This is a genomic window from Alkalicoccobacillus gibsonii, assembly GCF_016798245.1.
Taxonomy (GTDB): Bacteria; Bacillota; Bacilli; order Bacillales; family Bacillaceae_D; genus Alkalicoccobacillus; species Alkalicoccobacillus gibsonii.
Genome location: NZ_JAEUZA010000008.1, coordinates 52376 through 71956 on the forward strand (window position 1 = coordinate 52376; position 19581 = coordinate 71956).

The 19581-nt window shown below is 40.5% G+C and carries 26 protein-coding genes; 24 read left to right on the forward strand and 2 right to left on the reverse strand.

Annotated elements, in window-relative coordinates:
- Positions 1-45: 45 nt before the first annotated feature.
- The 22 genes from rplM to JNO66_RS19810 all read left to right on the forward strand — a co-directional run bounded on the left by rplM (position 46) and on the right by JNO66_RS19810 (position 16800).
- Positions 46-483 (forward strand): 50S ribosomal protein L13, encoded by a 438-nt coding sequence (rplM, locus tag JNO66_RS19705; protein ID WP_203090915.1) that lies wholly within the window; start codon positions 46-48, stop codon positions 481-483.
- A gap of 19 nt (positions 484-502) precedes the next feature.
- Positions 503-895: a 30S ribosomal protein S9 gene (gene rpsI, locus JNO66_RS19710; RefSeq protein ID WP_203090916.1), complete on the forward strand. Its 393-nt coding sequence runs from the start codon at positions 503-505 to the stop codon at positions 893-895.
- A 277-nt stretch (positions 896-1172) separates the two neighbouring features.
- Positions 1173-1928 carry an ABC transporter ATP-binding protein gene (locus tag JNO66_RS19715; RefSeq protein ID WP_203090917.1) on the forward strand — a complete coding sequence of 252 codons (756 nt, stop codon included), beginning with the start codon at positions 1173-1175 and terminating at the stop codon, positions 1926-1928.
- A gap of 1 nt (position 1929) precedes the next feature.
- Positions 1930-3864 carry an FtsX-like permease family protein gene (locus JNO66_RS19720; RefSeq protein ID WP_203090918.1) on the forward strand — a complete coding sequence of 645 codons (1935 nt, stop codon included), beginning with the start codon at positions 1930-1932 and terminating at the stop codon, positions 3862-3864.
- Positions 3865-3996: 132 nt separating this feature from the next.
- Positions 3997-4665, forward strand: a complete 669-nt coding sequence (locus JNO66_RS19725) for a DNA alkylation repair protein (RefSeq protein WP_203090919.1) — start codon at positions 3997-3999, stop codon at positions 4663-4665.
- 130 nt (positions 4666-4795) lie between these two features.
- Positions 4796-5326, forward strand: a complete 531-nt coding sequence (gene sigY / locus JNO66_RS19730; RefSeq protein WP_203090920.1) for an RNA polymerase sigma factor SigY — start codon at positions 4796-4798, stop codon at positions 5324-5326.
- Positions 5313-5654, forward strand: a complete 342-nt coding sequence (locus JNO66_RS19735) for a YxlC family protein (protein ID WP_203090921.1) — start codon at positions 5313-5315, stop codon at positions 5652-5654. Before sigY ends, JNO66_RS19735 begins: the two co-directional genes overlap by 14 nt.
- 296 nt (positions 5655-5950) lie before the next feature.
- Complete coding sequence (locus JNO66_RS19740; protein WP_203090922.1) at positions 5951-6154, forward strand: PLD nuclease N-terminal domain-containing protein; 204 nt, start codon at positions 5951-5953, stop codon at positions 6152-6154.
- 8 nt (positions 6155-6162) lie between these two features.
- Positions 6163-7059, forward strand: coding sequence for an ABC transporter ATP-binding protein (locus JNO66_RS19745; RefSeq protein WP_307730748.1), 897 nt, complete (start codon positions 6163-6165; stop codon positions 7057-7059).
- A complete protein-coding gene (locus tag JNO66_RS19750) occupies positions 7056-7835 on the forward strand; it encodes an ABC transporter permease (protein ID WP_203090924.1) in 780 nt (259 codons plus the stop codon). The genes JNO66_RS19745 and JNO66_RS19750 overlap by 4 nt, the downstream gene beginning before the upstream one ends.
- Before the next feature lie 232 nt (positions 7836-8067).
- Positions 8068-9561 (forward strand): BglG family transcription antiterminator, encoded by a 1494-nt coding sequence (locus tag JNO66_RS19755; protein WP_203090925.1) that lies wholly within the window; start codon positions 8068-8070, stop codon positions 9559-9561.
- On the forward strand, positions 9551-9982 hold the full coding sequence (locus tag JNO66_RS19760) for a PTS sugar transporter subunit IIA (protein WP_203090926.1): 432 nt from the start codon (positions 9551-9553) through the stop codon (positions 9980-9982). Before JNO66_RS19755 ends, JNO66_RS19760 begins: the two co-directional genes overlap by 11 nt.
- A gap of 12 nt (positions 9983-9994) precedes the next feature.
- Positions 9995-10309 (forward strand): PTS fructose transporter subunit IIB, encoded by a 315-nt coding sequence (locus JNO66_RS19765; protein ID WP_203090927.1) that lies wholly within the window; start codon positions 9995-9997, stop codon positions 10307-10309.
- A gap of 24 nt (positions 10310-10333) precedes the next feature.
- Positions 10334-10786, forward strand: coding sequence for a PTS sugar transporter subunit IIA (locus JNO66_RS19770; protein WP_203090928.1), 453 nt, complete (start codon positions 10334-10336; stop codon positions 10784-10786).
- A gap of 33 nt (positions 10787-10819) precedes the next feature.
- Positions 10820-11920: a PTS fructose transporter subunit IIC gene (locus tag JNO66_RS19775; RefSeq protein WP_203090929.1), complete on the forward strand. Its 1101-nt coding sequence runs from the start codon at positions 10820-10822 to the stop codon at positions 11918-11920.
- A 26-nt stretch (positions 11921-11946) separates the two neighbouring features.
- Complete coding sequence (gene alsE / locus JNO66_RS19780) at positions 11947-12636, forward strand: D-allulose 6-phosphate 3-epimerase (RefSeq protein ID WP_203090930.1); 690 nt, start codon at positions 11947-11949, stop codon at positions 12634-12636.
- 205 nt (positions 12637-12841) lie between these two features.
- Positions 12842-13321, forward strand: a complete 480-nt coding sequence (locus JNO66_RS19785; protein WP_203090931.1) for a DUF2975 domain-containing protein — start codon at positions 12842-12844, stop codon at positions 13319-13321.
- Between the two features lie 9 nt (positions 13322-13330).
- Positions 13331-13540 carry a helix-turn-helix domain-containing protein gene (locus JNO66_RS19790; RefSeq protein WP_203090932.1) on the forward strand — a complete coding sequence of 70 codons (210 nt, stop codon included), beginning with the start codon at positions 13331-13333 and terminating at the stop codon, positions 13538-13540.
- Positions 13541-13561: 21 nt separating this feature from the next.
- The gene (locus tag JNO66_RS19795) at positions 13562-14365 is read left to right on the forward strand and encodes a DUF817 domain-containing protein (protein WP_203090933.1); all 804 of its coding nucleotides are present in this window, start codon (positions 13562-13564) and stop codon (positions 14363-14365) included.
- A 73-nt stretch (positions 14366-14438) separates the two neighbouring features.
- On the forward strand, positions 14439-14876 hold the full coding sequence (locus JNO66_RS19800; protein WP_203090934.1) for a DUF2521 family protein: 438 nt from the start codon (positions 14439-14441) through the stop codon (positions 14874-14876).
- A gap of 75 nt (positions 14877-14951) precedes the next feature.
- A complete protein-coding gene (gene cwlD / locus JNO66_RS19805) occupies positions 14952-15665 on the forward strand; it encodes an N-acetylmuramoyl-L-alanine amidase CwlD (RefSeq protein WP_203090935.1) in 714 nt (237 codons plus the stop codon).
- 79 nt (positions 15666-15744) lie between these two features.
- Positions 15745-16800, forward strand: a complete 1056-nt coding sequence (locus tag JNO66_RS19810; RefSeq protein WP_203090936.1) for an Mrp/NBP35 family ATP-binding protein — start codon at positions 15745-15747, stop codon at positions 16798-16800.
- Between the two features lie 43 nt (positions 16801-16843).
- Here JNO66_RS19810 and gerD read toward each other — a convergent pair whose 3' ends face one another.
- Positions 16844-17425 carry a spore germination lipoprotein GerD gene (gene gerD / locus JNO66_RS19815; protein ID WP_203090942.1) on the reverse strand — a complete coding sequence of 194 codons (582 nt, stop codon included), beginning with the start codon at positions 17423-17425 and terminating at the stop codon, positions 16844-16846.
- Positions 17426-17576: 151 nt separating this feature from the next.
- Here gerD and JNO66_RS19820 point away from each other — a divergent pair, with 151 nt between their 5' ends.
- Complete coding sequence (locus tag JNO66_RS19820; RefSeq protein WP_203090937.1) at positions 17577-18173, forward strand: KinB-signaling pathway activation protein; 597 nt, start codon at positions 17577-17579, stop codon at positions 18171-18173.
- Positions 18174-18225: 52 nt separating this feature from the next.
- On the opposite strand, the gene pdaB is transcribed toward JNO66_RS19820, so the two are convergent.
- The gene (pdaB, locus tag JNO66_RS19825; RefSeq protein WP_203090938.1) at positions 18226-18987 is read right to left on the reverse strand and encodes a polysaccharide deacetylase family sporulation protein PdaB; all 762 of its coding nucleotides are present in this window, start codon (positions 18985-18987) and stop codon (positions 18226-18228) included.
- 131 nt (positions 18988-19118) lie between these two features.
- Between pdaB and JNO66_RS19830 the strand changes: the two genes are divergently transcribed.
- On the forward strand, positions 19119-19340 hold the full coding sequence (locus tag JNO66_RS19830) for a hypothetical protein (protein ID WP_203090943.1): 222 nt from the start codon (positions 19119-19121) through the stop codon (positions 19338-19340).
- The last annotated feature ends 241 nt before the right edge of the window (positions 19341-19581 follow it).

The following is a 19581-nucleotide window of genomic DNA, read 5'->3' on the forward strand; positions in this document are numbered from 1 at the left end:
ATGAACAACGAATAAAGAAAAATACGTTCTTAGGAGGGACAATCCATGCGTACAACATATATGGCAAAGCCAGGTCAAGTCGAGCGCAAATGGTATATCGTTGATGCAGAAGGACAAACACTTGGTCGTTTGGCTTCTGAAGTAGCATCAATTCTACGTGGTAAAAACAAACCAACTTTCACACCTCACATCGATACAGGTGATTTCGTGATCGTAATCAATGCTTCAAAGATTGAACTAACAGGTAACAAACTAAACGGTAAGATCTACTACCGCCACACAAACCACCCAGGTGGTCTTAAGCAGACAACTGCTAACGACATGCGTAACAACAAGCCAGAGCGTATGATCGAACTAGCTGTTAAAGGAATGCTTCCGAAAAATACTCTTGGCCGTGCTCAAGGTATGAAGCTTCACGTATACGCAGGTAACGAACACAAACATCAAGCTCAAAAACCAGAAGTTTACACACTTCGCGGTTAATCGATAGGAGGGTATTACATTGGCTCAAGTACAATATTATGGTACAGGTCGCCGCAAGCACTCTACTGCTCGTGTACGCCTTGTTCCCGGTGATGGAAATATCGTAGTAAACGGACGTTCTCTAGATGAGTATTTTGGTCTTGAAACACTAAAGCTTATCGTTAAGCAACCACTTAACGAGATCGACGTAGTAGGACAATATGATGTACACGTAAACGTAGACGGCGGTGGATTCACTGGTCAAGCTGGTGCAATTCGTCACGGTATCTCTCGTGCACTTCTTAAAGTTGATCCTGACAACCGTCCAGCTCTTAAATCAGCAGGATTCTTAACTCGTGACGCACGTATGAAAGAACGTAAAAAATACGGTCTTAAAGCAGCACGTCGCGCACCTCAGTTCTCAAAACGTTAATATACTTGCTATATCAATGTTTACCCTCTTTGCTCCTTGGAGCAGAGAGGGTTTTTGTTGTGTATTTTGATTTCCTCGAACTTCATTAAAAGTGACTTTTAAAATCTACTATATAAGATGACTTACTTTTACCTTCTTTCCTACCAATTGTTTAACCGAAAGCATTGGACTTTTGCCAATTTTTTTTTATTTTGTTTGTTAATAAATATTCAATTATAAAGTATGATTAGTTATTAAAGGGACCTATTCCAGAAAAGGGAAAAGAGGAGAGTTTGAGATGAATACCTTAGAAGCTAAACAGATCTTCAAAGCTTACAAGAATGAGCATGACGAAGAGGAGATAAAGGTATTAAACGGTATTACTCTTACAGTACAAAAAGGCGAGTCTATAGCTATCATGGGACCATCTGGAAGTGGTAAAACAACCTTGCTAAACATCTTAAGTGGGATGGATCAGCCAACTTCGGGCGAGGTTATCATTGGAGAACAAGCAATTAGCAATCTAAAGGCGGATGCTTCAGCTGAATTTCGCAGGAAGCAACTAGGTTTTGTCTTTCAAGATTTTAATTTGCTAGAGAGTTTAACAGTGAAAGAAAATATCATGCTTCCAATGATACTTGAGAAGAAAAGCAACCTATACATGGAAGCAAGAGTAGATGAGCTTGCTAGTTTATTTGATATCAAAGCTATTTTAAATAAATATCCCTACCATATTTCAGGAGGTCAGCAACAAAGAACGGCCGTGAGTCGTGCTTTAGTTAATAATCCGCAGATCCTATTTGCTGATGAACCAACAGGGAATTTAGATTCTAAGTCTTCAGCCGTTATTATGGAGTACTTTGACCACATCGTGACAAAGCTACATACGACGATTTTATTGGTGACTCACGATGTTTTTGCAGCGAGCTATTGTGAAAAAGTCTACTTTATTAATGATGGCACCATACATTCTTTTATTTCTAAAAATGGTGGAAGTAAAGAAGCATTTTTGAATGTCATTATGGAAAACCTTGCTCAATTAGGGCGGGTGTAACATGACATTTAATCAGATCATTTGGAAAATGACTAGATATCACTACAAGCGGTACATATACAATCTTGTATGTCATAGCTTTGCAGTTATATTTCTTTTTATGTTTACGGCCATTTTTTTTAATGATTATGTCGGAGAAATGAGACAATTGGGATTGATTCAACATGAATTAACCATACCCGCTGCTACACTTATGGTTTTCATCCTGTTTTTAATGATCTATTCACATCAACTGTTTATGAAAAAGAGGAATCGTGAATTTGGCTTGTTCATGACAATAGGAATGAGCAAACGGGATATCTTTAGATTAATTGTATTTGAAAATGGTGCAATAGCCATTATTGCACTAGTCACTGGAATAGTAGTAGGGATGGGTTCGTCAAAACTATTCTTCTCATTATTAACAAAAGTCCTGAACACAGAAGACATGTACTATCATGTAAATGCAACGATGATAACCTTTTCGGTCATTTCATTTCTTTTCATTTTCAGCATTATAGTAGGACATTCACTTTATGTAACGGTTAATAGGAATACTGTTGAGAATTTGAAAGAAGACAAGGCATCAGAGAATCGATCAAAGAGAAGTGTAGGAATAGGTCTCATTGGGACCATCTTCATCCTAAGTTCATTTGTTGGTCTGTACTTTATGTCGATCGGTACGATTACAGAAGGAACTTTTTTTCTTTGGCCAATGATGACTTTTTTAGGCTTGTATTTAGTCTTATATCAATTTACAAACCTGATCATAATGTTTTTAAAAGAATGCAAACAGTTCTATCATCGCCATCTACTGTTTCTAACAAATTTAAGTTATAAATATAAACAACTCACATTTATCATCTTCCTCACAACGGTTATGATTATGGTTACTCTTTTGTATAGTACAATTGTAGCAACAGAGTATTCACTGACAGAAAAGAAAGTGATTGAAAATAACCCTTTTGATATTGGCTACATTCAGACGGAAACAACGAGCACTATACCCTTCCCTGAAGTCCAGTCAATATTGCACGAACATGGAGCAACTGTGCAAGAAAAGTATTCTATCCCTCTTTTCTCTTATACTCAAGAGACTTATTTCGGAATCGAACGATACACGTTTATGTCACTTACAGACTTTAATCAAATCACTTCAAACCAATTTACCTTACAGGACAATCAGTTTTTTTATTTGTTAAACGAAACTTCTCTTTTAGAAGAGATTAATACTCCATATGATGAAGGCTTGCACATTCCACTTCATAACGAGTACGCTTCTAAACGTATAATCAATGAAAGAGTTTTTAATGGACTCACCGTATTAAGTGAAGTGTTTATTCTGAATCAATCTGAATTTGAGAGGATAAAGATAAAATTAGAAGGGTTAGAAGCAACAGCTAATTTGATCAATATAGCTGAATGGAAACAGTCGGGGGACGCACTCACTCATCTGGATAAAATGTTTGAAGATCATGATTCAAGAATCTCCACACATGAGCTTCATGACCAGTACAATCTAGAGGATTTTACACAGATGACCTCACGAGTGAAAGACTACGAAGCAACTCAAAGCTCAAATGGGATGATGTTCTTCGTTACGATTTTCTTTAGTATCTTGTTTTTTATAGGGGCGTTTACTCTGATGTACATTCAGCTGTTTTCAAATGTAGATAAAGAAGTAGAAAGAGTTAATCGGCTTCGTCGAATTGGAATCACTAGCGAGGAAGTAAAAAAGTTGGTTTTCAAAGAGGTAACAACATTCTTTGTAATCCCACTGTTACTCGGCACGATACTAGCGCTAATCTATATCGCACTAATGGCAGCAGGTGCAGAAGGTGTCTTTTCGTATGGTGAAATAGTTGTACATTTTATGATTATTTTAAGTGTTTATAGTTTGTTATATCTTGTTTTTCTAGAGTACGCGAAGAGAAAAATGTTCTCTCTGTTAACCTAAAGCATCGGACTTGTGCCGGTGCTTTTTCTGATATTGCTTTTCGATTCAGCTATGATTCAACATGTATCTTGTTATAATAAGAATGAAGAGTCATAAGGAATGATTAGTTATAGAAATAAGGAGTTGTATTAGATGGATAACAAAAACAGCACTGAAATGAAACGATCATCAAATGCAGAAACCATTCTATCTCAGATTAATCATCAGACGAAGCTTGGCGACCTACGCAAGATGGCAAAGGACATTAAGAAAGATCATGAATTGGCAATGGAACTTTGGTCATCTGGAGAGTATGTAGCGAGACTGTTAGCGGTATTAATTATGGATAAGAAGCTCCTATCTCAAGACATGCTTAATCAGCTTGATAGGGATATGCAGACGCACCCTCTAGATGAACGAAATAATATAGTAGATTGGTTAATGGCGAATCAGCTTTCAAAAGATAAGAAGACGATCGCATTAATGGAATCATGGGAGCACAGTTCTTCTGCTCTTCAAAGGAGGATTTTCTGGTACTATCAGGCTCGTTTAAGATGGATGGGTAAGACGCCACCAGATAATACGGAATACTTACTCTCTGCTATTGAAGCGAATATAGCAGAGGAAGAGCCTGAAGTACAGTGGGCGATGAATTTCACTGCGGGTTGGATAGGCATTTATGATGAGACCTATCGATCACGTTGTATAGAAGTAGGCGTGCGAACAGGTCTATATAAGGGTGACATGGTTTCAAAAGGATGTACGCCTGATTACTTGCCGGAGTTTATATCAATTGAAGTGAACAAGCGGATGAATAAATAAGAGATGAAAGCTCCTCTTTGTGTTTTAAAGCAGGGAGGTTTTTTTATTTAGAGAAAGCTATAAAAAAAATGAACGATTCCCCTAAGCTGTTCGTATTACAACTAGACTATGATGGTATGGAGTAGATCTCATGGATGAAAAGGACTTGATACAAAAGGCGAAAAAGGGAGATTCATTAGCACTTTCAACCTTGTTGCAGCAAAACTATTCGTTTCTCTTAAAGTATTTAATGAAAGTCACCCTTCATCCACAAATGGCCGAGGACTTAACTCAAGAAACGATGATGAAGTGTGTGGAGAAAATTCATCTATATAATGGTGAATCAAAGTTCTCTTCATGGCTCATTACGATCGCATCCAATCTTTTCATCGATCTTAAACGCAGGAAAAAGCGAGAGAGACAATGGATGGAGCAGGAGCAGGCGCTCAGGAAAATGAAATGGAATGCGGCAAACCGGAATGAAGAGTGGGCGGATGTGCTTGATGTTCTTGCCGATGTCAGCGTAGAGATTCGTATGCCCATCGTGTTAAAGCATTATTATGGGTACTCCTATGAGGAGATTGGGAAGATGTTGGGGATTGCAGAGGGGACAGTAAAATCTAGAGTGTCTAATGGGTTAAAGCGTGTGCGAAAGGAGTTGGATCGTCTTGAAGAACGATGATAAGAACAGCCAGGAACCTTACGAGAGCGAAGAGGCTATGACGGCTAAGCAAGTGAGTGATGGTTTAGACAAGATTGAGCAATGGCATTCAGTGTCTACGCCAAATCTTCAGTGGTTTCAGCAACAAGTAGAGCTTGAGAAAAAAAGAGTACGCAAAAAACAATGGAAAGAGCTGCTCGTCTTTATCATTGTTTCCGTTTTTATTCTGTCCGTTGGGATGGCTGTTGTGTACCGTGAGCCGATCGTCTTTCTGTATGTGCAGCTGATTGGACTAATCCTCTTACCTATTGCTCTGTATAAGCCAAGAAGGAAGGTTAATCACGAATGAATACAAATGGATTAAGTAGCATCTCTCCGTGGTTAGCGATTCTTTTAGCACTCACTCTTATCTGTCAGGGTTCATGGATGTTTTGGGATGCAAGGAAGAGAGGTCATAATGCATGGCTATGGGGCTTTTTAGGTCTCATTCAATTTCCAACGTATCTAGTGATTTACCTTATATTTGTACGAAAGATATTTAAAAGAAAGGCTTCAGGACTTGGCTCCTGAAGTTTTTTTGTTGAGAGTGAACGATTCTCCTGACCTATTCGTATTACGGTTAACGAAAGAAGATGGAGGGATCACATGGATGAACTATTGAGTGGTATACCGTGGGCAGCAATTGTACCAATCATCGTCTTACAATTTGTATTGATGTTCATAGCATTGATTTCATGTATGAAGGAAGAGAACACAAATGGGCCTAAATGGGTGTGGGTCTTGGTTATTATTTTCGTTAACCTTCTCGGTCCCGTTCTTTATTTTGTTATTGGAAGGAGATCAGTGTAATGGGATTGATGAGAATAAGAAATCTTAGAAAAAAGTTTGGGCATATGGATGCGGTGAAAGGAATAGACTTTGAGCTGGAAGAAGGCATGTGCGTCTCGTTACTCGGTCCAAATGGGGCAGGGAAAACAACAACGTTAAAAATGCTATCTGGACTGCTCGCACCTACAGCGGGCACCATCACATTCAAAGGTGAACAGATTTCTGACTTAAGACCGTTTATTGGCTATTTGCCTCAGTATCCTACGTTTTTTCCTTGGATGACTGGAAAGGAGTTTTTAGTATTTGCAGGTCAGTTAGCTAAGCTGAACCGTAAAGAAGCCGAGAGGAGAAGTATGGAGTTACTTGAACGAGTCGGACTTACTCATGCAATGAAACGTAGGATTGGTGGATATTCGGGTGGAATGAAGCAGCGACTTGGCTTAGCGCAGGCACTAATTCACCGTCCGAGCTTACTCATCTTAGATGAACCTGTTTCAGCGCTGGATCCACTCGGAAGGCGTGAGGTGTTAGACATGATGAGAGAGATTAAGAAGGAGACAACGATTCTATTCTCCACTCATGTTCTTCATGATGCAGAGGAAATAAGCGATCATATTCTAATCATGCACGCTGGAGATATTGTCGTATCAGGGGGCTTGCGTGAGGTCATGGAGTCAAACCGACAGCCAGTGATCGAGATCGAGTTTGAATCTCAAGAATCGGAGTGGCTGAAAAGTATAGGGGAATATAGCTTTGTGTCCGAAGTGAATAGCCAGGGAAACACTGCGAAGATTCTCTTAGACGACTTAATAAAAGGGAAACATGTCTTACTTAAAGAGATTGTGGAGCGAAACCTTTCTATTCGTAAATTCGAAACGGCTCACACGACACTTGAAGATCTGTTTATGAAAGTGGTGAAGGCATGAAGCAATGGATTGTTCTTTATCGAAAAGAACTGCTTGAAATGATACGCAATTATAAGATGCTCTGGATTCCCATCGTTTTTATTTTACTTGGCGTAATGCAGCCAATCAGTTCCTATTTCATGCCTGAGCTGTTAGATACCTTTGGGGGACTGCCGGAGGGAACCGTTCTTGAGATGCCTACTCCCACTGGTGCGGAAGTATTTATTCAAGTGGTATCAAATTATGGGCTGCTCGGTGTACTCATTCTTGTTTTAAGTGCAATGGGTGTGGTTTCTGCTGAAAAACAGTCGGGAGTCGCAGCCATGGTCATGATTAAACCCGTCTCTTATACCTCGTACATTTTGTCTAAGTGGGCAGGGTTACTCACAATTACGTTAGTTTCCTTATTTGTCGGATCGATTGCTTCTTGGTATTATACAAATCTTCTGATTGGAACGGTTCCTTTTGATCGGATGGCTCAAAGTGTCCTGATCTATAGTCTGTGGCTCACTTTTGTTGTGACCATTACACTCTTTTTTAGTACAATCATGAAGGGGAACGGTAGTGTTGCGTTCTTAACCGTTCTTGTTGTCTTTACCCTGGCAGCACTCACTTCGTTTATGGGTGAGGTGATGAGCTTTAGCCCTGCTAAAATGACAGAGCATTCAGGGCAAATGGTGTTAGTTGGAGAACTGGATTCATCGTTCGTACCCGCATTTATGGTTACGTTAAGCGTTTTGATCCTCATACTTATTTTATCCGTGCAAATCTTTAAGAAAAAAGAGCTATTAGAGTAAAAGCACCGCATGATAAAGCTTTTATCCACTATGGATAGGAGCTTTTTTGTTTGCAGATGGGCATAAGCCGCTATACATTTTGGAAAAGTAGTAAGGAGTCTAGAAGCCTTATCTTAAGCGTAGCAAGCAACAGTCCGAGAAAAATATTACTAAAATGACCGTTGCAACGGTCATAAAACAAGGAAGCGTTTTCTTTGTTGTCCATTATGATGAATACAAGGGAGGCGTGACTGTGAGTACAAAAGATAACCGCGAACAAGATCTCATTTTGTTCTTGTCTAAAAGCCAGGGTTACGTAACCTCAGAGGAGCTAGTCAAAGCACTCGATGTTTCACAAAAAACCGTGTATCGGTTAATTAAGAAAATTAATGATGAGTATAAGGATCACCCTTTAATCCGTTCTGAAAGAGGGAGAGGATATACACTCGATTATGAGACATTCATCAGTTATAAGAAAAGCAATACAAACGATAGAGGTACTCAGGTTACTCCCAGTGAGCGTCGCAGTCGTGTAATGGAGGAGTTATTGCTCTCTTCACCTAAGGCGATTCCAATCTATGATTTGTTTAGTGATTATTATATCGGAGATTCCGTTATTTCAAATGACGAACAGGTAATGAATGAAGAGCTAAAAGCATTTAATGTGACGCTTGAACGGAAAGACCGGAAGCTCGCTGTGTTGGGTGAGGAAGCGGATATTCGAAAAGCAATCAAACAGACGAATCCAATCTTCCATACGATTGACCTGGACGATCTGAAGAGTAATGAAGAACTTCATTTTAACAAATACGATGTGCTCTTTATCTTAGGGCAGCTGAGAACGATCGAAAAGGAACTGGACATTACGATCCCATATCCGTATAACGTAAACATTTTCTCTCATGTGTACATTCTCTTAAGTCGCTCTAGAAAGGCACCTGCACTGTTTTTTAGTGATAAGGTATCTGATATTGAAAAGGAGAATATGAGAAGGGATGCCATTCTTTATCCGGTAGCAAGAGACATTGTTCATAACATTGAGATCTACTTAAATAGCTCTTTGCCAGAGATTGAGATCTACTTTTTGTATCAATACCTTGTTTCCTCAAGGATGCAAGGCTCGCTCGCCATTACTTCAACCTTCTCACCTGATGTTGTAGAAGTGACGCAAGCTTATATTGATGAAATGAGTGTGTATCTTGGGATCGAAATAGAAAGCCAATCCATTTTTGTTGATCTGGCAAACCATATTAAACCGATGCTGAACCGATTGGATTATAAAATTCGAGTGAAAAACGGTTTGTTAAGTCAAATTAAAGTCACGTATGAAGATGTATTCAAAGGAGTCACAGCTGTCTCAGCATCTGTTAGCAGGCGGTTTGGGTTACCTGAGATTAATGAGGATGAGAATGCATTTATCACTCTTTACTTTGCAAAGGTAATTGTTACGGGTCAGCATCAACGACCAATTAAAACACTAATTATGTGTACAACCGGAATTGGAACGTCAGAATTGTTAAAAGCAAAGGTTGCCAGGAAGTTTCCGGAGCTCGAAATTGTTGGACTTGTGGCTTCTCACGATATGCAATTGGTAAAGGAAACGTATCCGGATGCAGAACTAATTCTGAGTACCATTCGAATCAAAGAGGATATGCCGATTCACAAGCTACTTGTTAGTGCGATGTTTACGTTTGATGATCAGAAGCGACTACAAAGTAAGATTGAGGCGATCTATCATGAGTCGTAATATTCCCATTCGCACATACGTCGACTGTAAGCTGGATAATCGCGATGAGGTATTTAGCTTTATTGCGGATTTGGTAAGTGAGAAACCCACTGATGCCAGTCAGGTTATTAAGCAGTTAGAACAAAGAGAAGAGCTCGGCAGCACGATGATTGCTGAACATGTTTTGCTTCCACACATTGAAAGTCCTTACGCGCGGCAGAGTGAAATCATCTTCATCCGCCTAGCCGAGCCGATACAAAATTGGGACGAGACAACAAAAGACATTCAGTTACTGATTGTCATCTCCCTTACAGAAAATGAAAGCGTTCAATTAAAGAAAGACATCGCTAGGTTCACCCGGACCTTGGCTGATGAAGAGTTTGTTCAACAACTCATAACAATGAGCGAGCAGGACATTCTAAGGACAGTTAACCAAAACTAGGAGGAATTCGATATGAAAATCGTTGGAGTAGCAGCATGCACAGTTGGGATTGCACACACATACATCGCACAGGAGAAATTAGAGAACGCAGGTAAGAAGGCGGGGCACGAGATTCACATTGAAACGCAAGGCACAATCGGAACAGAAAATGAATTATCGCAGGAACAAATTGATGCAGCGGATATCGTTATTATTGCAGCAGACGTGAAGATTGCAGGCAAAGAACGCTTTGAAGGAAAACGCATGATTGAAGTGACAACCGAGATTGCGGTGAAGTCACCAAACAAACTCATTGCAAAAGCTGCTGAGGTTATCGAACAGAAATAATCATTGGAAATGGGAGTGGGAGACATGCAAGTAAAAGATATTGTTGATGTAAATACCATTAAAACAGACCTAGATGTAAAAACAAAGGATGAAGCGATTCAAGCACTTGCTGAGGTTCTTTTAAAGAATGACTACATCACAGATGTAGAAGAATTTCTTAAGGATATCTATGCAAGAGAAGAGCAAGGGCAAACGGGAATTGGGAACTACATTGCCATTCCTCACGGGAACAGTGCAACAGTAAAAAAGATCGGTGTTGCGATTGGTATTACAAATGAAGAAATTCCGTGGGAAACACTTGATGGCAAAGGGGTAAAAGGAATTATTTTGTTTGCTGTTGGCAAAGAGAACGAAGGGGCGCAAACGCATCTTAAGTTACTATCACTGTTTGCACGAAAATTAGGAAACGATGAAGTGATTGAGGCGATGCTTCAGTCAAACAATGCAGAAGACGTGCAAGCGGCTTTATGCAACTAACAACATCTAAGTAGCGACCTAGGAGGATAGATTATGGGCCTTATTAAACAGTTAAATCTTAAAGGGCATTTATTAACAGCAATTTCTTATTTAATTCCAATTGTCTGTGGAGCAGGTTTTCTTATTGCCATCGGTATGGCATTTGGAGGAACGAGTCAGGGTGAATTAGTACAAGGTCAATTCACAATTTGGGATGCCCTAGCAACAATGGGTGGGGCTGGACTTGGTCTATTGCCTGTTGTTATCGCTACAGGGATTTCCTACTCCATTGCTGGGAAGCCGGGTATTGCTCCTGGTTTCATCGTTGGTCTTACGGCTAACGCAATCGGTGCTGGTTTCATCGGAGGTATTTTAGGTGGGTACATCGCCGGATTCTTAGCACTCGCTGTGCTAAAACGAGTAATTGTTCCGAAATGGGCAAAAGGCTTAATGCCAACCTTAATTGTTCCATTCATCACATCCATCCTTGGTGGATTAATTATGGTATACATCATTGGTGTACCGATCACAGCTCTTACTAATCTGTTGACTGGTGCATTAAATGGTCTTGGTTCTTCATCCTTACTCGTATTTGGTGGGATTGTCGGGATCTTAAGTGGAGTGGACTTTGGTGGTCCAATCAACAAAACGGTATTTGCCTTTGTTCTAACCATGCAGGCAGAAGGAATTAACGGTCCAATCACAGCCTTGCAGCTCGTGAATACGGCGACGCCAATTGGATTTGGACTCGCATATTTTTTAGCAAAGGTGTTTGGCAAAAACATCTATACACCAATGGAAAGAGAAACGTTAAAGTCTGCGGTTCCAATGGGTGTTGTGAATATCGTTGAAGGGGTTATCCCGATTGTTATGAATGACATCGTTCGTTGCGTGATCGCTGTTGCCATTGGTGGTGCAGCGGGTGGAGCCACTTCCATGGTTCTTGGAGCCGATGCGACCGTACCATTTGGAGGCGTATTGATGCTGCCAACCATGTCTCAGCCTTGGACAGGTGCTGTAGCCATTTTAGTGAATGTTGTTGTAACAGGTGTTGCTCTAGCACTTATTAAGAAAAATGTATCTCAAGAAGAGATGGATACACCTAAAGAAGTGGAAGAAGACGATATTGATTTAGATGACATCAAGATTACCTGATACAGATTTTTAGGAGGCTACACCAAATGAAAAAAGTTGAATTTTCACCATCGCTCATGACCATGGATTTAGATAAATTTAAAGAACAAATTACGTTCTTGAATGACCATGTGGATTCCTATCATATTGATATCATGGACGGTCATTATGTACCAAATATCACGTTATCTCCTTGGTTTATTGAAGAAGTACGAAAAATAAGCAGCCTGCCTATGTCCGCGCACCTTATGGTAACGGACCCGAGCTTTTGGGTGAACCAGCTTGTCGATTTGAAATGTGAGTGGATCTGCATGCACGCTGAAGTATTAGATGGTCTTGCATTCCGCTTGATTGACCAGATCCATGATGCAGGTCTAAAAGCAGGAATCGTTTTAAATCCAGAAACACCGATTGAAACGATTTTCCCTTACATTGAGCTCGTTGACAAAATTACAATTATGACCGTAGATCCTGGATTTGCTGGCCAACGCTTTATTGAAAGCACACTAGATAAGATTGTGGCTTTACGGGAACTACGTGAAGAAAAAGGCTATCAGTATGTAATTGAGATGGATGGCTCCTCAAACCGCAAGTCATTTAAGAAAATCGATGCAGCCGGACCGGACATCTATATCGTTGGACGCAGTGGATTATTCGGATTAGATGACTCTATTGAAACGTCATGGGGGATCATGAAGAAGGATTATGAAGAAACAACAGGAAAAGCGTTAGTGTAGAAAACAAGGACTGATGATTCTGTAATAGAGTCATCAGTCTTTTTGTGTTTATCAACATTAGCGGAAGTTCCCACTGGAGCAGAGCATACCCTCAATTAGCATATTATCAATAAAAATATATCAATAATCATAATATATTTATTGATAATCGATAAATGACGTGATATATTCTTAACAGATATAAATTGAACGAGGTGGATTCGTTATGAAACGAGAGACTTTATTTTTAAAGGTAGCGATCTTTGTGATTGGGAGTCCGATCCTTGCACTTTGTCTGTTTTGGGTGCCTGGTATCATTGGTGAACATTCCATCATCCATCATGATTTGAGTTTATGGAGAGCTCCAATGATGATTGGGCTTTACGTCACAGCGATCGCTTTTTTTATCGCATTGTACCAGGCTTTTATGCTTTTACGATTGATTGATAAGGAAGAAGCTTTTTCAGAGGAATCAGTGGGTGCCTTACGGGTCATTATGATCTGTGCCATAACCATCAGTGTGTTTTACGTTATGGTCTCACCACTGCTATATGCAATGGCTCAAATTGAGGATGCACCTGGACTGTTGGCAATCGGCTTAGTGATTTTATTTGCATCCACTGTTATAGCGGGTTTTGCAGCCGTACTTAAAAAGCTTCTCCATCAAGCAATTGAGATCAAATCAGAAAATGACTTAACGGTTTGAGGTGACAACATGGCAATTATTATTCATATTGATGTGATGCTCGCTAAGCGGAAGATGAGTGTAACAGAGCTAACAGAAAAGGTTGGTATCACCATGGCTAACCTTTCAGTCCTGAAAAACGGCAAAGCGAAAGCAATCAGATTCTCTACACTCGAAGCCATTTGTGAGGCGCTCGAGTGTCAGCCAGGGGATATTCTTGAATATAAGAGTGACAAATAAGCCTGTCGAGGAGAGAAGAAGATGAACACAACCTTTCAAAAAGTTGAGACTCAGCTGCTACAAGGTACACTTCAGCTAACCCGTTTTGGCTTTGAACAGGCAATGTCCTGTTTATTCCCAGTTGTAATCTTTGCTTCACTGGCTTTAACACAAGTCATTCCACTTCCCCTTTTACCACGCTACGACTGGTTGCTTCTAATCTGTCTGGGTATGCAATGGTGGATGGTGCGAAGCGGCCTTGAAACAAAGGGTGAACTGAAGGTTATTACATTATTCCATTTGATAGGTCTTGCTTTAGAAGTATTTAAGGTACATATGGGCTCGTGGGCTTATCCGGAGGAAGGCTTCTTTAAAGTATTGGGTGTCCCTCTTTACAGTGGCTTTATGTATGCGAGTGTCGCGAGTTATCTTTGTCAGGCGTGGAGAAGACACCAGATCCAACTGGTCAACTGGCCAACGTTTTGGCTTGTTGTCCCTCTTGCAGCTGGCATTTATTTTAACTTTTTTACACATCACTTTTGGATTGATCTTCGCTGGTGGCTATCCGGAGGTGTCGTGCTTTTGTTTTGGAGATCCTGGGTCGCCTACAAAGTAGGGGATTCCGTCTACAAGATGCCGATTTCTCTATCCTTTGTGCTGATTGGTTTCTTCATCTGGGTCGCCGAGAATATTGCCACCTTTTTTGGTGCTTGGCAATATCCAAACCAAGCAGATATGTGGAGTTTAGTACATCTTGGTAAAATCAGCTCGTGGCTATTATTAGTCATCGTCAGTTTTCTGATTGTAGCAACTTTAAAGCTCGTTAAACAAAAACAACCAGAGTAAAAATGGAATGATTTCCACTGCATGTGATAATGCGTCCCATCTAATACTAAACGTATGAGAGGGGTTGTACACAGTGGAGATTATCACAACATTGGCAGATAAACGGCGTGAGAAGCGCTGGAACTTTGAACGGAAACTTCTTCAAGAGATCTCGTTGAAGGAAATCGAAAAGCAATTTCACGAAACGTTTGCTAGCCTTATTCCAACTGAGCATGCAAAAAGACCATTTTTAATTGATCCAAGTCTGGATATTGGCATTGATTCGTACCTGCTTGGTGCAAACTATAGTCGTTTTCTTCAATATGGTGAAAGTGAGCAACAAGCAAAATCTCGTGCGGAAGATGAATTAACAGATCTGTCCTTTGACATGTTTAATCTGTTAACGTGCTGGGTGCACCAAGGTGAACGATATGGTGACGCATTAGGGATTGCAAGTGACGTCTATGTTGATACGTTATGGCAACGGGGCTTTCAAGCGGGGATGAAACGCTATCGGTTAAAATTACATTAATTCCTTTGAAGTCATGCTCATAATTTGATTCTTGTCCCAATATACTTTTACGGAACGGGACAAGGAGGATGAGGCATGCAGGTAAAGTGGATGAAAGTGATTATTGGATCGTTGTTCGCAGCGGCCCTCTTTTATATCATACAGGACCAGCTTCAAAGTGATCGTTCGATTGGGTGGCATATGCCGTTGTCACAGAGAGTTATTGTGATTGATGCAGGTCATGGTGGAATGGACGGGGGAGCTGTATCTGAATCAGGGCTACTCGAGAAAGAAGCAACACTTGAGATTGCTAAAAAGGTTCGCGACTATTTGCAGGAAGCCGGGGCCATTGTTCTATTAACGAGAGAAGAGGACACGGACTTGGCGGACGAAGCAACAAAGAAAATTCGTACACGAAAAACAGAGGATCTAAAACGTAGAGTAGAGATCGTAAATGAATCCGATGCGGACTTATTTATCAGCATTCATATGAACGCGATTCCTTCTCCTAAATGGAGAGGTGCGCAGACGTTTTATCATTTATCTAATCCTCAAAATCAAGTGGTTGCGAAGCTTATTCAGGATGAGATGGTGCGGAATCTTGAAAATACAAATCGTATTGCCAAGCCAATTCAGCATGTGTACTTGTTGAAGGAAGCAGATATTCCAGGCGCATTAGTTGAAGCGGGGTTCTTATCCAACCCAGAGGAAGCTGAACTACTAAATACGGAGGAATATCAGGAAAGCGTGGCAGCATCCATTTATCAAGGGATTCTGCGTTATTATTCTGGTGAGGAAGCCCCGAAATAGAGAGCCAAATTGGTTTAAGCCACTTTGGCTTCTATGCTATACTGTGTCTAGAGACAGGTATTAGGAGAGGGGATCAATCATGTTAACAGAATCAGCAGTTATGGAAGCGCTAAACCGCGTGAGGGATCGCGATCTAAATAAAAGCATTGTTGAAACAGGCGGTGTCAAAGAAGTCACGATAAAAGAAAACAATGTCAGCTTGAAAATTGCGTTAGCTCGTACAGGAACATCGGACCAGATGGAGATCCAGCAAGAGGTTGTCGGAATCCTAAAAGGAGAGGGCGCAGATTCTGTTGGCTTGCGATTTACTGAACTAACGGAAGAGGAAATCCAGGCACAGGGCGGATTTGGTGAAGAGGCATTTGAAGGGCCAGCATTGCTTTCACCTGACAGTAAAACGACGTTTATTTCCGTTACAAGTGGAAAAGGCGGAGTTGGAAAGTCAACCGTTTCTGTTAACTTAGCAGTATCCCTTACCCGTCTAGGAAAGAAAGTCGGCATTATTGATGCGGACATCTATGGCTTTAGTGTACCTGATATGATGGGAATTGAAGAACGTCCCGTTGTACATAATGAACGGATCTTCCCAGTTGAACGATTTGGTGTAAAAGTCATCTCCATGGGATTTTTTGTAGAAGATAATGCACCAGTCATTTGGCGTGGACCCATGCTTGGAAAGATGATCAACCAATTCTTTACCGAGGTAGAGTGGGGAGAACTTGATTATTTAATCATGGACTTACCACCAGGTACAGGGGATGTAGCTCTTGACCTTCATACGATGATTCCACAATCAAAAGAGATCCTAGTAACCACTCCTCACGCAACAGCTGCGTTTGTTGCAGCGCGTGCTGGCACGATGGCGATCAAGACAAACCATCAAATTTTCGGTGTCGTTGAAAATATGGCTTACTTTGAAAGCCAGACAACAGGTGAAAGAGAATATGTCTTTGGACGTGGTGGGGGAACAAGACTTGCTGAGGAACTAAAAACCGAAGTCCTTGGACATGTGCCGCTTGGACAACCTGACATTGATGAGAATGATTTTGCTCCATCAATCTATGGACCGGAGCACCCAATTGGTATTATCTACACTGAAATTGCTAAAAAGGTACTCGACAAGCCCCTTCGTTAATAGAAAAAGCAACAAAATCTTAAGTGATTTTGTTGCTTTTTTATTATCCTTTTGAATCATTATTGCCTTCTTTTTCAGATGCTTTGTTTTCTTCAGCTATCTTCTTAAGCATTTCATTCAGCTTCTCTTGAAAATAAGGGCTATCGAAATTCTCCTGCATCACGGTATTTAATTGCTCTCGATATTCCTTTGTTTTCATTAACTCTAAAGCCGATTTTTCCATTTCAGGATCCTTTAATACATCAATGAGCATGGCTTGATATTCAGGATCTTTCATAAGGGCTTTAAGCATTTTCTCATTTTCTTGCTGCATGCTCTGAGCAAAGGTTTTGGCAAACTCAGGATCTTTCAAAATCTCCTGCCAGTACTTCTTGCCTTCTTCTGAAGTTAATGTATCCTGAATCGTTTTCTTTACCATATCCTGATCCATCACGAATTCCTCGCGCATATCTTCTTCTGTCATTAACTCGTGGATCGCTTCTTTTCCTTCATCGGTTTTAAGCATATCCACCATCATTTTTTTCGTTCCATCATAGCTAGGTTGGGAGCCTTCACTATTTTGTTGAGCGCAACCAGAAAAAAGTAGAAGGATACCAAGTCCAAGCGCCATATATCGTTTTCTCATCACACATATCTCTCCCTTTTAGGATCTACTATGCTTAATGTGAGGAAAAACAAAAAAGATTATGCATTGGTTCCAGATTAGATGTGGAAACAATTAAAGGTCGTTGGTACAATTGGAGTAGAGGAGCAACATAGACATTGGGGGATATCGAGTGAATAGCCGTAAAGTCGTTTTTTTATTTTGGAGTACATTGCTAGTTGGAAGTTTAACCGGAGGCATTGTTGGTAGTATATTAAACGCCGATCGTTTACTCGGCGGGGGATTTGCAAATTTCTTTTGGGGCGCAGTCTGGGCCATTGGAATCAGTGCAGCCTTTAGCTTAATCGCACAAATGGGATTCTTTGCGTATTTAACCTTACACCGGTTTGGACTAGGAATTTTTAAGTCTGTCCGTTTATGGAACCGGATTCAAGTCGTCATTATTGCGTTTGTTGTCTTTGATTTATTTTACTTACGTTACGCAGCCTTTGCGGAATCTGGAGAAAGTATATGGTCGTATATGATCATTCCTGTTCTTCTTCTTATATACGGAATAGTGATTGCCGCACTGAAGGCAAAGGCGACAAATCGCCAAGCGTTTATTCCTGCAGTATTCTTTATTGTTGTCGTTACAACCATTGAATGGGTGCCGGCACTTACGGCGAATGATCCGAAGTGGTTATGGATTTATTTCACACCACTCCTTGCAGCGAATACATGGCAGCTATTGATTTTGCATCGATTGACGGGAACTGAAAAGAAGGCATAGGGTACAAATAGAAAAGCCCGCTTCTCAATGTTTGGAGAAGCGGGCTTATTTGTTATTCTACTTCTTCACTATCAGGCTCGGCACCAGTCATTAAGGATTCAACAGAGGAGAAAGTGAACCCGTTGTTTCTTAACTCTTTAATAATTTCGGGTAATGCGTTCTCCGTTTGTTTTGCAGAGTCCGAAGCATGGAAGAGAATCACATCACCAGCTGTTGTTTCTTCTAACACATTCTTGATGATTTGATCCGTTCCAGGGTTTTGATAATCCTTTGAATCAACACTCCAATGAATAATGCTTAATCCTTGCTTGTCTGCAATACCTAAAACCTCTTGATTAAACGCTCCGTTTGGCGGACGAAGAAGAACCGGTCTCTCCTCAGCAAATTCTGTTAACACCTGCTGACCTCTTTGAATGTCCTGACTTACTTTTGTTGCATCCCATGTATCATAGCTTTTGTATTGGTAGCCATGATTCCCAATCGTATATCCGCTCTCATGAATCTTGCTAGCGAGCTCTGGGTAGCGTTCTGCCCAAGAAGCAGAGAGGAAGAAGGTTGCCTCTTCTACCTTTTCGTTTTTTAGTGTCTCGAGTATAGGCAGTAATCGTTCTTCTCCCCAGCTTACATTAAACGTTAATGCAACGTTCTTTTCATCTGTTTCTGATCTGTAAAAGGCTTGTGGTCCACTGTCGGTTGTAAAGACACTCATGGTGTGTCGTTCTAGATAAATCCAACCAGCTGCAAAAAAAGCAGCGACTAATATAATAGATAATGACTTCCAGTTCCTCGCTTGAATAACCCAGATTCCTTTCACCAACCTCGCTCCTTCTCACTGTTTATACCCAATTTATGCGGAGCGGGACAAGATATGAATAAAAAGCGAAGAAATAGAAAAGACTGAATGCTATTGTGTTAGAAGTCATGTCAATGGATGGGGTGCAGTTTATGCTAGGTGTTGTATTGCAGAGTAAGGAAGCTCAAGAAGTCGAATACTTACTAAAGAGAGAGATGGAAGAGATTCTACTCGATCTATCTGATCCCCGGATCGATGACATCGTCAAACATGTGATGAGGGAAAAGTATCAGCTCATCTATGGTTTATATAAACGTTTTGTCTCACCCAAAGACCGTATTAAATATGCATTAGCCATTGCTGAACGAAAATAATAATATGTTTTTAAAATAATTTTTTGAAAAAACATTGACGGTTTTAATCGGACCGTGTTATATTCTTAACTACCGCCACTGAGACACACATTGTTGGCAAAAACATTTTAAAAAAAGATGTTGACTTTCAAAGTGAGTTGCGGTAAAGTATTAAAGGTCGCCACAAGCGATCATAAGTTCTTTGAAAACTGAACAAAAGCCAAGCGTACGAAGAGATACACGATATCTCATAAGTATAAAA